The 13366-nt window shown below is 60.5% G+C and carries 12 protein-coding genes; 5 read left to right on the forward strand and 7 right to left on the reverse strand.

Annotated elements, in window-relative coordinates; translation table 11 throughout:
• Positions 1 to 77: 77 nt before the first annotated feature.
• The gene (gene htpX / locus KFS80_RS00805; RefSeq protein ID WP_053122372.1) at positions 78 to 965 is read left to right on the forward strand and encodes a protease HtpX; all 888 of its coding nucleotides are present in this window, start codon (positions 78 to 80) and stop codon (positions 963 to 965) included.
• 84 nt (positions 966 to 1049) lie between these two features.
• Here the strand turns inward: htpX and KFS80_RS00810 are convergent, their stop codons facing one another.
• Both KFS80_RS00810 and KFS80_RS00815 read right to left on the reverse strand, forming a co-directional pair.
• On the reverse strand, positions 1050 to 1484 hold the full coding sequence (locus KFS80_RS00810) for a DoxX family protein (RefSeq protein ID WP_053122374.1): 435 nt from the start codon (positions 1482 to 1484) through the stop codon (positions 1050 to 1052).
• Between the two features lie 109 nt (positions 1485 to 1593).
• Positions 1594 to 3015 carry an MltF family protein gene (locus tag KFS80_RS00815; protein ID WP_212543720.1) on the reverse strand — a complete coding sequence of 474 codons (1422 nt, stop codon included), beginning with the start codon at positions 3013 to 3015 and terminating at the stop codon, positions 1594 to 1596.
• A 236-nt stretch (positions 3016 to 3251) separates the two neighbouring features.
• On the opposite strand from KFS80_RS00815, the gene KFS80_RS00820 reads away from it, so the two are divergent.
• The 3 genes from KFS80_RS00820 (at position 3252) to KFS80_RS00830 (ending at position 6346) form a co-directional block, all read left to right on the forward strand.
• The gene (locus tag KFS80_RS00820) at positions 3252 to 4058 is read left to right on the forward strand and encodes a TatD family hydrolase (protein WP_212543721.1); all 807 of its coding nucleotides are present in this window, start codon (positions 3252 to 3254) and stop codon (positions 4056 to 4058) included.
• Positions 4059 to 4267: 209 nt separating this feature from the next.
• Positions 4268 to 5749 (forward strand): methyl-accepting chemotaxis protein, encoded by a 1482-nt coding sequence (locus KFS80_RS00825; RefSeq protein WP_212543722.1) that lies wholly within the window; start codon positions 4268 to 4270, stop codon positions 5747 to 5749.
• Positions 5750 to 5980: 231 nt separating this feature from the next.
• A complete protein-coding gene (locus tag KFS80_RS00830) occupies positions 5981 to 6346 on the forward strand; it encodes a DUF962 domain-containing protein (RefSeq protein WP_053122382.1) in 366 nt (121 codons plus the stop codon).
• A gap of 1 nt (position 6347) precedes the next feature.
• On the opposite strand, the gene KFS80_RS00835 is transcribed toward KFS80_RS00830, so the two are convergent.
• The 3 genes from KFS80_RS00835 to KFS80_RS00845 all read right to left on the reverse strand — a co-directional run bounded on the left by KFS80_RS00835 (position 6348) and on the right by KFS80_RS00845 (position 8466).
• Positions 6348 to 7142 (reverse strand): acyl-CoA thioesterase, encoded by a 795-nt coding sequence (locus KFS80_RS00835; protein ID WP_053122383.1) that lies wholly within the window; start codon positions 7140 to 7142, stop codon positions 6348 to 6350.
• A 201-nt stretch (positions 7143 to 7343) separates the two neighbouring features.
• Positions 7344 to 8111, reverse strand: a complete 768-nt coding sequence (locus KFS80_RS00840) for a CHAD domain-containing protein (RefSeq protein WP_053122403.1) — start codon at positions 8109 to 8111, stop codon at positions 7344 to 7346.
• A gap of 76 nt (positions 8112 to 8187) precedes the next feature.
• Positions 8188 to 8466: a hypothetical protein gene (locus KFS80_RS00845; RefSeq protein ID WP_053122404.1), complete on the reverse strand. Its 279-nt coding sequence runs from the start codon at positions 8464 to 8466 to the stop codon at positions 8188 to 8190.
• A 217-nt stretch (positions 8467 to 8683) separates the two neighbouring features.
• Here KFS80_RS00845 and KFS80_RS00850 point away from each other — a divergent pair, with 217 nt between their 5' ends.
• Positions 8684 to 9730 (forward strand): patatin-like phospholipase family protein, encoded by a 1047-nt coding sequence (locus KFS80_RS00850; protein WP_212543723.1) that lies wholly within the window; start codon positions 8684 to 8686, stop codon positions 9728 to 9730.
• Between the two features lie 104 nt (positions 9731 to 9834).
• Here the strand turns inward: KFS80_RS00850 and KFS80_RS00855 are convergent, their stop codons facing one another.
• Positions 9835 to 10530: a response regulator gene (locus tag KFS80_RS00855; RefSeq protein WP_212543724.1), complete on the reverse strand. Its 696-nt coding sequence runs from the start codon at positions 10528 to 10530 to the stop codon at positions 9835 to 9837.
• A 48-nt stretch (positions 10531 to 10578) separates the two neighbouring features.
• Positions 10579 to 13230: a sensor histidine kinase gene (locus tag KFS80_RS00860; protein ID WP_212543725.1), complete on the reverse strand. Its 2652-nt coding sequence runs from the start codon at positions 13228 to 13230 to the stop codon at positions 10579 to 10581.
• Between the last annotated feature and the right edge of the window lie 136 nt (positions 13231 to 13366).

Consider the following 13366-nt stretch of genomic DNA (forward strand, 5'->3'; position numbering starts at 1 on the left):
CAGTTGAATAGCCCGCTGCAGCACCTTATATACCCCGCAGTACGCTACATCTTTAGCTTGAGGAGATTTCTACAACCATGATGCGCATCCTGCTGTTTTTGGCCACTAACCTGGCGGTCGTGCTGATAGCCAGCATCACCCTGAGCCTGTTCGGCTTCAACGGGTTCATGGCGGCCAACGGGGTTGATCTCAACCTTAGTCAGCTGCTGGTTTTCTGTGCGGTCTTTGGTTTTGCCGGTTCGCTGTTCTCGCTGTTCATCTCCAAGTGGATGGCGAAGATGAGCACCAGCACCCAGATCATCAGCCAGCCACGCACCCGGCATGAGCAATGGCTGCTGCAAACCGTCGAGCAATTGTCCCGCGAAGCCGGGATCAAGATGCCCGAAGTCGGTATTTTCCCGGCCTACGAGGCGAACGCCTTCGCCACCGGCTGGAACAAGAACGACGCGCTGGTCGCGGTCAGTCAGGGCCTGCTTGAGCGTTTTTCGCCCGATGAAGTGAAGGCGGTACTGGCTCACGAAATCGGCCACGTGGCCAACGGTGACATGGTCACGCTGGCGTTGATCCAGGGCGTGGTGAACACCTTCGTGATGTTCTTTGCACGGATCATCGGCAACTTCGTCGACAAAGTGATCTTTAAAAACGAAGAAGGCCAAGGCATCGCCTACTACGTGGCGACCATTTTCGCCGAACTGGTGCTGGGCATTCTGGCCAGCTCGATCGTCATGTGGTTCTCGCGTAAACGCGAATTCCGTGCTGACGAAGCCGGTGCACGTCTGGCCGGTACCAGCGCCATGATCGGTGCCCTGCAGCGTCTGCGCGCCGAACAAGGTCTGCCGGTGCATATGCCGGACACCCTGAATGCCTTCGGCATCAACGGTGGCATCAAGCAGGGCTTCGCGCGCATGTTCATGAGCCACCCGCCGCTGGAAGAGCGTATCGACGCCCTGCGCCGTCGCGGTTAAATCCGGCGCAGCAAGCCAGTCGCAGTAACAAACAAAAAGGCCCGTATCTCACGATACGGGCCTTTTTTTGTCCGGGTTTTGCGATCAGCCAGCGATGGCGCGATCCACCGAGAGTTTGCCGGCGCCTTCGATCAGTACTGCGAGGCTGCCACCGAGCAGGGCCAGGGCAAATTCGTAACCGTTGTTGGCCATGAACAAACCGTTGCTGATGTGTACGGTGAAGATCGCCACCAGCGACAGGAAGGTCAAACCCAGCGCCGCCGGACGAACCAGCAAACCGATGATCAGCGCCAGACCGGCGAAGAACTCGGTACCACCCGCCAGCGTCGCCATCAGGTAACCCGGGTGCAGACCGATGCTGTCCATGTATTGCGCAGTGCCGGACAAACCGTAACCACCGAACAGTCCAAACAGCTTTTGCGAACCGTGAGCCGCGAAGATCACACCGACAGCGATGCGCAGGATGGTCAGACCGTAACCGGCGCGGGTGAACAGGACTTTGTTGATCAGTGAGCTCATGGAAGCATTCCTTGTTTTGCGAGAAGTGTGTGTTGGTTGGCCGCTATATTAATCAGTTAATTTCATGATAAAAGCGCAATTATTCCGCCATAACAATCAAATTATTAGATCATTTGCGTGAGGCTACTTTTTGTCCTCCGGGCTCCAACGACTCCCGCTCCCGGTCGAACGCCAAGTAGTACTTGTTCACACTATTAACATAGCTGACCGGCCCCATTCCCACCTGCTCCATGGCAATGCGCTCGACCTGGAAGAACCATTGATTGGGGTTCAAGCCACGCCGCCGCGCTTCGGCGCGCATGCCTTGCACCCGCTCCGGGCCGATGTTGTAAGCCGCGAGCGTGAAGGCCATGCGCTCGCGCTCGTTTAGCTTGGGACTGTTGAAGAACTTGCGCCGGATCATCGCGAGGTATTTGGCCCCGGCCTGCACGTTCGCATCGAGATTCTGAATATTGTCGACGCCGACGCGTTGCGCGGCGGACGGGGTGATCTGCATCAGCCCGGTCGGGCCACTGCCGCTGCGCGCATTGGGTTGCAGCGCGGACTCCTTGAACGCCAGCGCCGCCAGGTTCAGCCAATCCATTTTTTGCGCGTCAGCGTGTTTTTGCAGGGTCGGGCGCAGTTTTTCCAGACGCTGGCGATCAGCCTTGGCCAACGGATAGTGAACTTGATAGAGGCGACGGTAGATGCGCAGAAACGCCGCATCTTCGTTGGACGGCTTTTTGTAGCCGGTCAGGAAGCGATCGATGCTTGCCCGCAACATTGACGCGTCGCGGCGGACGAACCAGTACTCCTCGCCCGGTTCGCTGATCATCAACTGTCGGTCGAAACGCAATTTCGGCAGGATCTTGCCCCAACGCTCGGCGATGGGTTGCTCGACGATGGTCAGGTGGAAAATCCCGCCCTGCACCATTTCCAGCACATCTTCGACCGCCAGTGTCGGGTCGACCCATTCGATCTTGATCGGCGCGAGTTTGTGCAGCGCCAGTTTCTGATTCAGCTGGCTGACGGCCTCCCCCGCTGCGCTGCCAGTCGGCAAGGCGAGGGTTTTACCGGAGAGCTGTTCAACCTTGGTGTAGCGTCGCTCGCCCTTGATGCCGACCAGGATCAGCGGGACGTTGCTGGCGATCGGTTCGCTGCTGGCCACCGCGTGACCCGGTTGCAGGTCGAGCAATTCTCCCGGCGCCACCAGATCACCTTCGCCACGCTGTAAGGCGCCGAGCAATTGATCCTTGGATTTGGGGATGATCTTGAGGGTGATTTCCTGACCGTCACGGGCGTGACCGTTGAGGTATTGCTCGAAGGCGCGCAAGCGATGGTATTCGACGCCGATGGCCTGCCCCTGGACTTCGCCGGAGCTGTTGCGGCTCTGATTAACCAACACCCGCAGCACGCGACTGCTGCGGATCTCCGAGAGATCGCGCACTTTGGTGGCCGGCACGGCTTGCAGCGGCCCGGGCAGGCGCGCAACCGCCGTCATCGGCAGCAGCAGCGATCCACACAACAGCAACAAAACCGAGGGACGAACCATCCACTCTCCGGAAAGAATACGGGGCAATTTCACCGCTGAACGGTCGAAATCACCGACGAAAACAGAGCGCCTGGAGCGCTGGCAAGGTGCGAGAGACTGGCACAGCGTTGGCATTGCTGCCAATCAGACGGGTCTCGCGGCATCAAAAGACAGCTTTAACTCGTTGTAGTTCTTGGCTTTTCTTATGAATCTACAGCTCTGGTATGCTTTCCGGCCTTCGGCCCGAGGTAGCAACCATGCAACTCATCGATATCGGCGTCAACCTGACCAACCCAAGTTTCGCCGACAAACACCAGGCCGTACTCGACCGCGCATACGCCGCCGGGGTCTGCCAACTGGTGCTGACCGGCACCAGCGTCGAGGGCAGCGAACAGGCGCTGGAACTGTGTCAGCAACTGGATGAGAGCGGTCAACGGCTGTTCGCCACCGCCGGCATTCACCCACATTCGGCCAGTGACTGGAGCGCTGACAGCGCGGGGCGTTTGCGCAGTTTGCTGAAGGAATCGAACGTGGTCGCGGTGGGCGAATGCGGGCTGGATTTCAATCGCGATTTCTCCCCGCGCCCGCAGCAGGAGAAGGTGTTGGAAGAACATCTGGCGCTGGCCGTTGAGCTGCAGTTGCCGGTGTTTTTGCACGAGCGCGATGCCAGTCAGCGACTACTGGAGATACTGAAAGGCTTCCGCGATCAGTTGCCTGCTGCGGTGGTGCATTGCTTTACCGGTGAGCAAAAAGCGCTGTTCAGTTATCTCGACATGGATCTGCACATCGGCATTACCGGCTGGATCTGCGACGAGCGTCGGGGCACGCATCTGCATCCGCTGGTAAAAGAGATCAAACGCGGAAGGCTGATGCTGGAAAGCGATGCGCCTTATTTGTTGCCGCGTACGTTGCGACCGAAACCGAAGAACGGGCGTAATGAGCCGGCGTATCTGACGGAGGTGTTGCGCGAAGTGGCGCTGCATCGCGGGGAAACTGAGGAAGACCTGGCTGCACACACCACCGCGTGCGCCCGCGCATTCTTCAATCTCCCCACCCTCCCCTGACCCACCAAATTCCTCCTGTGGGAGCGGGCTTGCTCGCGAAAGCGCTGTGTCAGGCAAAAATGATTTAAATGACACACCGCATTCGCGAGCAAGCCCGCTCCCACAGGGGACTGTGTGGTCTTTTGATGTACATCAAGTTCTGCAGATCTGCATAGCGGCACAATACTGGCACCTTGCCAATGCTGTTTCCGCTATCAGAGAAGACCTCCATGGGTGCCTGGCTTAGCAATATCTCGCTGAAATATAAATTCTGGGCGGTCAACGCGGTCGCCTTCGTTACAACCCTGCTGCTGGTGTTGTACGCCGTACACCTCGAACAACAGGCGCGCAGTCATGCATCAAAGGCCTCCGCGCAGGCTCAGGCGCAGTTGCTCAAGGCCTGGCCGGTCGGGCAAGCGCTGCCCAAAGCCGATCAAGTGCTGACCTTCAAACGCGGTGAAGCACCGCGCCTCAACGATCAACCGTTATTGGAAATCGCCGACAGCAACGGCTGGATCGAGATCAACCCGATGCCATTGTTCGGCAAAAACCCGTTGATGGGCGCCGAGGTGTTCAGCCGTGCCGACGGTCAACGCGTCGCCGTGATCGCTTATGGCCCGAGCCTGGCGCAGGTATTCGATGAGCGTTTCGCCAACTTCGCCGTGGCCGTCTTGATCCTGATGCTGGCCATGCTCGGCGCCTCACAACTATTGATCCGCTTCCTGCTCAGCCAACTCAACACCCTGAAAGACGTGATGCTGCACGTCGAGAAAAGCGGCGACCTCTCGGCCCGCGTGCCATTGGCCTGCACAGATGAAGTCGGGCAGATGGCCAGTGCGTTCAACGCGATGCAGGCGGGTTATCAGCGTGTGGTCACCACTGTCGCCAACACCGCGCGGCAATTGGATGTCGGCGCGGCGCGGCTGGCGGCGAGCATGGACGAAGTGCGTCACGGCATGCTCGGCCAGCAGAGTGAAACCGATCAAGCGGCCACGGCGATCAATGAAATGACCGCCACGGTCTATCACATCGCCCAGCACGCGGGCGCCACCCGCGATTTGTCGCAGACCGCTGACGGTCTGGCCGGCAGTGGTCAGCAAGTGGTGGCGCGGGTGCAGCAATCGATCGCCGGTCTGTCCAGCGGCGTGCAGCAGACGGCCGAAATGATTCAACGCTTGGCTGAAGACAGTCAGAAGATCAACGGTGTGGTCAGCGTGATTCACAGCATCGCCGAGCAGACCAATCTGCTTGCTCTCAATGCTGCCATCGAGGCCGCGCGTGCCGGGGAAATGGGCCGTGGTTTTGCGGTGGTCGCTGATGAAGTGCGCCACCTCGCGAAACGTGTGCAGGCTTCGACTGATGAGATCACCACGATGGTCTCGGCGCTGCAGGCCGGCACGCGCGACGCGGTGGATTTCATGCAGGAGAGTTCGTATAAGGCAGACGATTGTGTGCAGCAGGCGCAGGAGGCTGGCGCGGCGCTGGCCGAGATCACCGGCGCAGTGGCGCAGATGCGCGAGAGCAATACGCAGATTGCCGTGGCGGCTGAGCAGCAGAGTCAGGTTGCCGAGGAGATGAATCGGGCGGTGGTGAGCATTCGCGATGTGACCGAGAACACCGTGCAGCAGACGGTGGATTCGGCGACAACCAGTAATGAGTTGGCGACGTTGGCTGGGGAATTGAGCAAGGCGATTGGGCAGTTGAAACTCTGAGGGCCTTTTCGCGAGCAAGCCCGCTCCCACAGGTTTCACTGGAGTTCACAAAATGGGTGTTCACTGGAGATCACTGTGGGAGCGGGCTTGCTCGCGAAGGCGTCAGATGGGCAGACATCGAATCCGAACATGACGCCTATCACTTCAATAGCCAACCTCGATTCGCCGCCCTTCCCGGCCCGGCCTATTCTTCATCCATGCAATCAACATGGATCGAGGAGTAGCCACATCATGGGCAAACGTCACCCCAACCTTCCCGCGTGGCAATGGCGCGCGTACCCGGGCAATCATCAGCACCCGACCAATCTGGTGTTGCACCTGATTGCCGTGCCGTTGTTCATCGTGGCGTTTTTGTTGATCGTCTCTGGCGTGTTCAGTCTGAGCCTGGCCAGTGTCGCCATCGGCGTGATTGGCATCGTCGCGGCGCTGGGCTTGCAGCGCCACGGTCACCGCTTGGAGGCGCAAGCCTCCGAGCCATTCAGTGATCGCAAAGACGCGATTTCACGTTTGCTGGTCGAGCAGTTTCTGACTTTTCCACGGTTCTTTCTCAGCGGCGGCTGGTGGCGCGCCTGGCGAGAGCGTCACCGTCGGCATTGAGTCAGGCGAAGATCGTGACGGTCTGCCGACTCATGGCAATCAACTCGCCCTCCGCGCTCCACAGCTTGGCGGCGGCATGCCCGTAGCCGTCGGCGGCGTACTCGGTTTCCACGCGGTACTTGCACCAGTCCAGCGTGCTCAATTCACGTAACGGCTGGACGAATTCGATGGTCCAGGTCAGCGTGCTGCCCATGGCCGGTTTCTTCAGATGCGGCAGCAGCGACGGCGGCCAGGCGTCGACCAGCGCGAGAATGTGCGCCTCGGTCACTGGCTCTTCCTTCACGTCGCCACGCAAACGCACCCAACCGCCCATGTCCCGCGAAGAATTACCGGTGAACGGCAAACCGCCGATCGTCCAGCGCATCGCCAGGTGGCGCATGAATTCCGGCAGCACACCTTTGATGTACGGCAGTTCCTGACATTCGTCCCAGTGCTTCATGTCCGGCGCAGGCTCAGCGGCAATCGCCACTTCCGAAGGACGCGAGGCGCCAAAACTGCCTTGCACCAGCGTGACCACCTGACCGTTCTGCATCGCCCGGCCCAGCACCTGGCTGACGGCTTTGCCTTCACGCAGCACATCCACTTCAAAACTCACCGGGACTTCCGGCTCGACCGGGCCGACGAAGGTGATCGCCAGCGAACGCACTGGTCGATCCGCCGGCACCTTGGCGCGCATGGCTTCGTATTGCAGCGCGGCGACGAGGCCACCAAAACTGGCGCGGCCCTGAGCCCATTCGGCGGGGATCGACAGTTCCGGCTGGCGGCGCACCGCATCGAGCAGATCACAAAAGCGCATGGCAACCTCAGAAACGAAAATGAATGCAGGGATCTTAACCACAGCCGGAGAGCACCGCAGCGTCTATTCCGGTCAAATGCGCTGACAGATCAGACACCACTCCCTGTAGGAGCTGCCGCAGGCTGCGATCTTTTGATGTTGAAAAACAAGATCAAAAGATCGCAGCCTGCGGCAGCTCCTACAGGGGGTGATGCGGTGTCTTCAGGATTTGAAGCAGGTGCGGCTGAGTTTTTCGAGCACACGATCAGCCTTGGCCTCGGCTTTGATCAAACCTGCCTGCCAGGTGGCGACACACGGTTGCAGATCGGTTTCCAGTTCGGCTTTCGCCAGCCACTGCCAGCAATCGTGCCAATCGCCCAGAGCCCCTTGCGCAGACTTCAAGCGTGGCAGCGCCGCTTCCGGCAGACGATCCAGTTCTGGATACGCCTCGATGCCGTAACGCACACGCTTGATCAACAGACGCAGACGATGGCGGTCATGCGCCGGATCGTGCAGCGCCTGATCGAGATTCTTCCATTGTTTGCCGAGGCGTTTTTCGATGCGTTTAGCCAGGCCTTTGAGCAAGCCCTGACGCTGAGACGCACGAATAAATCGCGGAAAAGCGTCGAGAATCATCAGCAGCGAAGCCACTTCGGCACTCGCCGCCAGTGCCGGGTAAGCCTCCGCCATCTGCGCCATGCGCCGCTGCGCTGCTAGCGGTTGATCGTGTTCGAGCAAGTAAGCCGCGAGCACTTCACGATCGCGCCACGGCGTGGTCAATTGGCCGACTGCCGAGGCCGCGTCTTCCAGTTGCTCAACCCCGGGCAAGCCGCGCAATGGCCGCAACAAGCTGCGCAAGCGGCGCACCGTAGTGCGCAGATCGTGCAGCGCTTCAGGATCAGTACGCGCCGTCAGCCGCGCCTGGCAACTGAGCAATCGCACTTCAATGCTCAGGATATGAGCCACCAACCGATCAACCAACGCAGACATCACTTGCTCCTTCAGAACGTCTTGGGGAGGAGTCTGGCGCTTCGTCAGCGCAGCATCCTTGCTTCAGGTCAGCCGCTTAACGGCCGGCGCGGGATTCGCGAATGTAGAAACGCGCCTTCTCGGCCTTGCTCGCACAACCTTCGAAACCTTCGAATTGCTGCTGGGTTTTGGCCGCCGTCAGCAACGACAGCGCTTTGGAATAACTGACGGTGCCGGCAAAGCCTTCGGCCTTGGCCAGATCCAGCTCATGCCACGCCGTGTCGAGTTGGCTGCCGCAACTGTCGCGGTACGCAGTCTTGCCGGCGCAACCGGCCAATGCCAGGGCGATCAAGGGCACACAGATCCAGGCTTTCATCACTTACACCTCAAAAATAGGTCAACAGTCGTGCAGGTAAGACGGTTCGGCGGCGAAAAAGTGCCTTGTGCGGCCGTGATTCTGCGGTGGCGAAAAGGATAGCCCCGCGCGGCCATGAAGTATCGAAAAAACGACGCGACTGCGCCGCTGAGCGACCTCAGCGATTGAGCCGCTTGCCCGATGGGTGCATTGTGCAACCTTGTCGGGAGGAAGCTGGATGAAAAAGCGTGTCGCGCTGGTACTGGGCTCCGGTGGCGCCCGGGGCTATGCCCATATCGGAGTCATTGAAGAAATCGAAAAACGCGGTTACGAAATCGCCTGCATTGCCGGTTGTTCGATGGGCGCGGTGGTTGGCGGTATCTACGCCGCCGGCAAACTCGATGAATACCGCAACTGGATCGAAAGCCTCGACTATCTCGACGTGCTGCGCCTGGTCGATGTCAGCTTCCGCCTCGGCGCAATTCGCGGTGAAAAAGTTTTCGGGCAGATCCGCAAAATCGTCGGCGAGATCAATATCGAAGACCTGCGCATCCCCTACACCGCCGTCGCCGCCGACCTCACCAATCAACAGGAAATCTGGTTTCAGGAAGGCTGTCTGCACCAGGCCATGCGCGCTTCAGCGGCGATTCCCAGCCTGTTCACGCCCGTGATGCAAGGCAATCGCATGCTGGTCGATGGCGGCATTCTCAACCCGCTGCCGATCGTGCCGGTGGTGTCCAGCCACTGTGATTTGATCATCGCGGTCAATCTCAACTCGACCAACCAGCGGCATTACAAACTGCCGGTGATCCAGCGTCCGCCGGCGTTTCGTTCGCGTTTCGACAGTCTGATCAGTTCGTTGGGCTCGAAGATGCCGTTTCGCCGCACCCAGGCTGAACAGTTGTTGAAGCTGGAACAGGAAGCGTTGCGTGCGGAAGCGGCGGATATCAATCCGTGGCTGGAAGGCGCCGACCCCGATAATCAGCAACCGGCCGCCGCGCCTGAGCGTGAAGGCGCACCGAAATCGGCGACGGGTTCGTTCATCATCGATAACGTCGGGCCGGCGTCATTGCTGGATCTGATCAACCAGAGTTTCGAGGTGATGCAGACTTCGTTGGCGCAGTACAAGATTGCCGGGTATCCGCCGGATATTTTGATCAACGTGCCGAAGCGGGTTTGCCGGTTTTTCGAGTTTTACAAAGCGCCGGAATTGATCGCGCTGGGCAGGGAGATTGCGCGGGATACGATGGATCGGTATGAGAGTGAGCAGGGAGATCGGAGCTGATTGCTTTGTGAGGATTTTAGGGCCTTATCGCGAGCAAGCTTTGCTCCTACAGGTTTTGCATGATTCCGTACCCGTAGGAGCAAAGCTTGCTCGCGATGAGGCGCTCAGCCAACCTCACTCAACAGCCGATACCCAACCCCCGCCTCCGTCACAATAAACCGTGGTCGCGTCGGATCATCCGCCAGTTTCTGCCGCAAATGCCCCACTACGATCCGCAGATAATGACTGTCCTCGGTGTGCGTCGGCCCCCAGATATCCTTAAGCAATTGCTGTTGGGTGATGACCCTTCCCGGATGCCGCGCCAGTTGCGCCAGCACCGCGTATTCCTTGCGAGTCAGCGCCACTTCAACGCCGTCGAGCAGCACCCGCCGATAGGCCAGATCCACGGTCAGCGGGCCAAAACTCAACGCCGCTTGTTGCGCCTCCCCCGCCGGCGCCTGACGCAACAACGCCCGCACCCGCGCAAGAAATTCCTGAATGCCGAACGGCTTGGTCACGTAGTCGTTGGCGCCGCCATCCAGTGCCTCGACCTTCTGCCCTTCACTGGCACGCACCGACAACACAAGCACCGGCGCCGTGGCCCATTCGCGAAACTCACGGAGCACTTGCTGGCCGTCCATGTCCGGCAGGCCGAGGTCGAGCACCAGCAAGTCCGGTTTATTCAGCGCCGCTTGCGCCAGGCCCTCGGCGCCGGTGCCAGCCTCGAGCACTTTGTAGCCTTGTGAGGCGAGGCTGATGCGCAGGAATTTACGGATCTGCGGTTCGTCGTCGATGACCAAAATGGTCGCGGTCTGGCTCATGAATTCACATCAACAGAAAAGATGGGCAAGAGAGTAGCGCAGTCGGCATCAGGCTTCATTGTCCATCCCCGGTTGCGCCTGCAACGGCAGGTGCAGAGCGATGCAAGTGCCGCGACCTTCGATGCCGTCAGCGACGGTGATTCGTCCGCCATGCGCACCGACCATGCCCTGACAGATCGCCAGCCCGAGACCGGTGCCCTGCCCGCCGCGATCACCGCGTGCGGCGGTGTAGAACATATCGAAAATCTTCGCGCGCTCGTCTTCGGGAATCCCCGGGCCTTCGTCACTGACCGAGAAGAAAATCTCGCTGTCATCGGCGCCGGCGCGTAACTCCAGACGACCGTGGTTTGGCGAAAACCGTGCGGCGTTTTCCATCACGTTGACCAACGCCTGCTCGATCAGCGCTGCATGCACGAACAGCAACGGCAACTCGGCCGGCACCTCGGTGCTGACCTGCAACGGCGCCAGCACCGCGCGCAGACGATTGAGCGAACTGCCGACGATGTCCGCCGGTGACACCCAGTCCCGCGCCAGCTTCAACGCGCCGTGGCCGAGGCGGGTCATGTCGAGCAGATTCTGGATATAGCGGTCAAGGCGTTCGGCTTCATCACGAGTGCCTTCAAGCAGCTCGCGGCGATCCTCCAACGGGATTGCTTCGCCGAGCGCCAACAGGCTGTCGATGCTACCGCGCATGGCGGTCAACGGCGTGCGCAAATCATGTGAAACCGAGGCCAGTAGCGCACTGCGCAATTGCTCGGTTTCGCCATGCAGGCGTGCGGCTTCGAGATCGTCGGCCAGTTGCGCGCGGGCCAGTGCCTGCGCCAGCGGCTGGCTCAACGCGGTCAGCAGACGTCGGCGCTGGCCGCTCAAGGTCTGGCCTTCTTTGGCGCAGACGCCGAGCAGCGCCAGCGGCCCATCCTCGACCGACAATGGCCACCACCACCAACGCCCGAACGGCAACGTGCCGGTGCCCATGCCCGCCGGTTGATCGTGTTGCCAGGCCCAATCGGCGGCGGCGCGTTCGGATTCAGTGAATTGCAGCGGCCCGCCGGTCTCGATTTTCCAGCCGCCCTGGCCGTCACGATTGAGCAGGCAGAGTTGCAGATCGCTCCAGCCGTTGAGGTGTTGCGCGGCGGCGCTGACCACGGCTTGACGATCAGTTGCGGCCGTCAGTTTGCGTGACAGATCGAGCAGCTCGGTGGTCTCTTCCTGGGTGTCGCGCAACGCCTGCAATTGTCGACGCTGACGCGCCGCAAGGTTGCCGGTGAGCGCCGCCATCAACAGGAAAAACAGCAGGGTCAGCACGTCTTCTTCGCGCTGGATGCTGAAGGAAAAATTCGGCGGAATGAACAGAAAATCGTAAGTCAGAAACGACAGCGCGGCACAGGCCAGCGCCGGGCCGAGGCTGCTGCGCACCGCCACCAGCAACACCGCCGCGAGGAACACCAGCGAGATGTTCGGCAGCGGCAACACACTCGACACCGCCCACGCCAAAGCACTGGCCAACAGCGTGGCGACCAATGCCAGCGCGTAATCGAACCACACCAGCGTCAGCGGATTGCGTTGGCGCGGTTGATGCTGTTGGTGATCGCTGTCGAGGACGTTGATTTCCAGACCGTGGGCCTGGCGCAGCAAACGCGCTGCGAGACCACCACCGAACAGTCGACGACGCAAACGCGGTCGCGACTGGCCGACCAGCACCAGACTCGCCCGACGTTCAGCGGCGTGCTGAATCAGGGTTTTCGCCACCTCACCGGCGCGCAATAAAACCACTTCACCACCGAGGCGCTCGGCCAACTGCTGAGCGCTTTGCAGGCGCAGCCGCGATTGCTCGTCGCGCACACTGCCGTTGTCGACGTGCACCAGACTCCACGGCAAATGCCGACGCTGCGCGACACGGCTGGCGTGGCGCACAAGGCGTTCGGCCTGCGCGTCGCCATCGACTCCGACCAACAATCTGCCACGCACCGCCGGCGCGGCTTGACCGAGTTGGCGATAGCCTTGGGCGAGATCGTTATCGACTTGCGCGGCGGCGGTTTGCATCGCCAGTTCGCGCAATGCAGTGAGGTTGGTCTGGGTGAAAAACGCATCGATCGCCGCGCGCGCCTGTTCCGGCACATAGACCTTGCCTTCGCGCAGACGCTCGAGCAATTCGCGCGGCGGCAGGTCGATCAGCAGCAGTTCGTAGGCTTCTTGCAGCACCCAGTCCGGCAGGGTTTCGCGCACCTGCACACCGGTGATGCCGCGTACCTGATCGTTAAGACTTTCAAGGTGCTGGACGTTGACCGTGGTGAACACGTCGATGCCGGCGGCGAGCAATTCCTGAATGTCTTGCCAGCGTTTGTCGTGGCGACTGCCGGGGGCGTTGCTGTGGGCCAGTTCGTCGACCAGCACCAGTTTCGGTCTGGCCGCGAGGATGCCGTCGAGATCCATTTCTTCGAGCATCACGCCACGGTATTCCGAGCGCAGCAGCGGTTGCTGCGGTAAGCCGCCAAGGAGCGCTTCGGTTTCGGCGCGGCCATGGGTTTCGACGACGCCGGCGAGGACTTTTACGCCCTGACGGAGTTGCGTGTGCGCGGCCTGAAGCATGGCGTAGGTTTTGCCGACACCGGGGGCGGCGCCGAGGAAAACCTTGAGCCGGCCACGGCCATCGCGGGGCAGGTCTGCTAACAGTGCGTCGGCGCGGCCGGAGTCGCTCATGCTTGATGCTCTCTCTTCCTGATGATCGTTCCCACGCTCTGCGTGGGAATGCAGCCCGGGACGCTCTGCGTCCCACCAAAGCGGACGCGGAGCGTCCATTGATGCATTCCCACGCAGAGCGTGGGAACGATCATCT

The sequence above is a fragment of the Pseudomonas rustica genome (assembly GCF_018336155.1).
Classification (GTDB): domain Bacteria; phylum Pseudomonadota; class Gammaproteobacteria; order Pseudomonadales; family Pseudomonadaceae; genus Aquipseudomonas; species Aquipseudomonas rustica.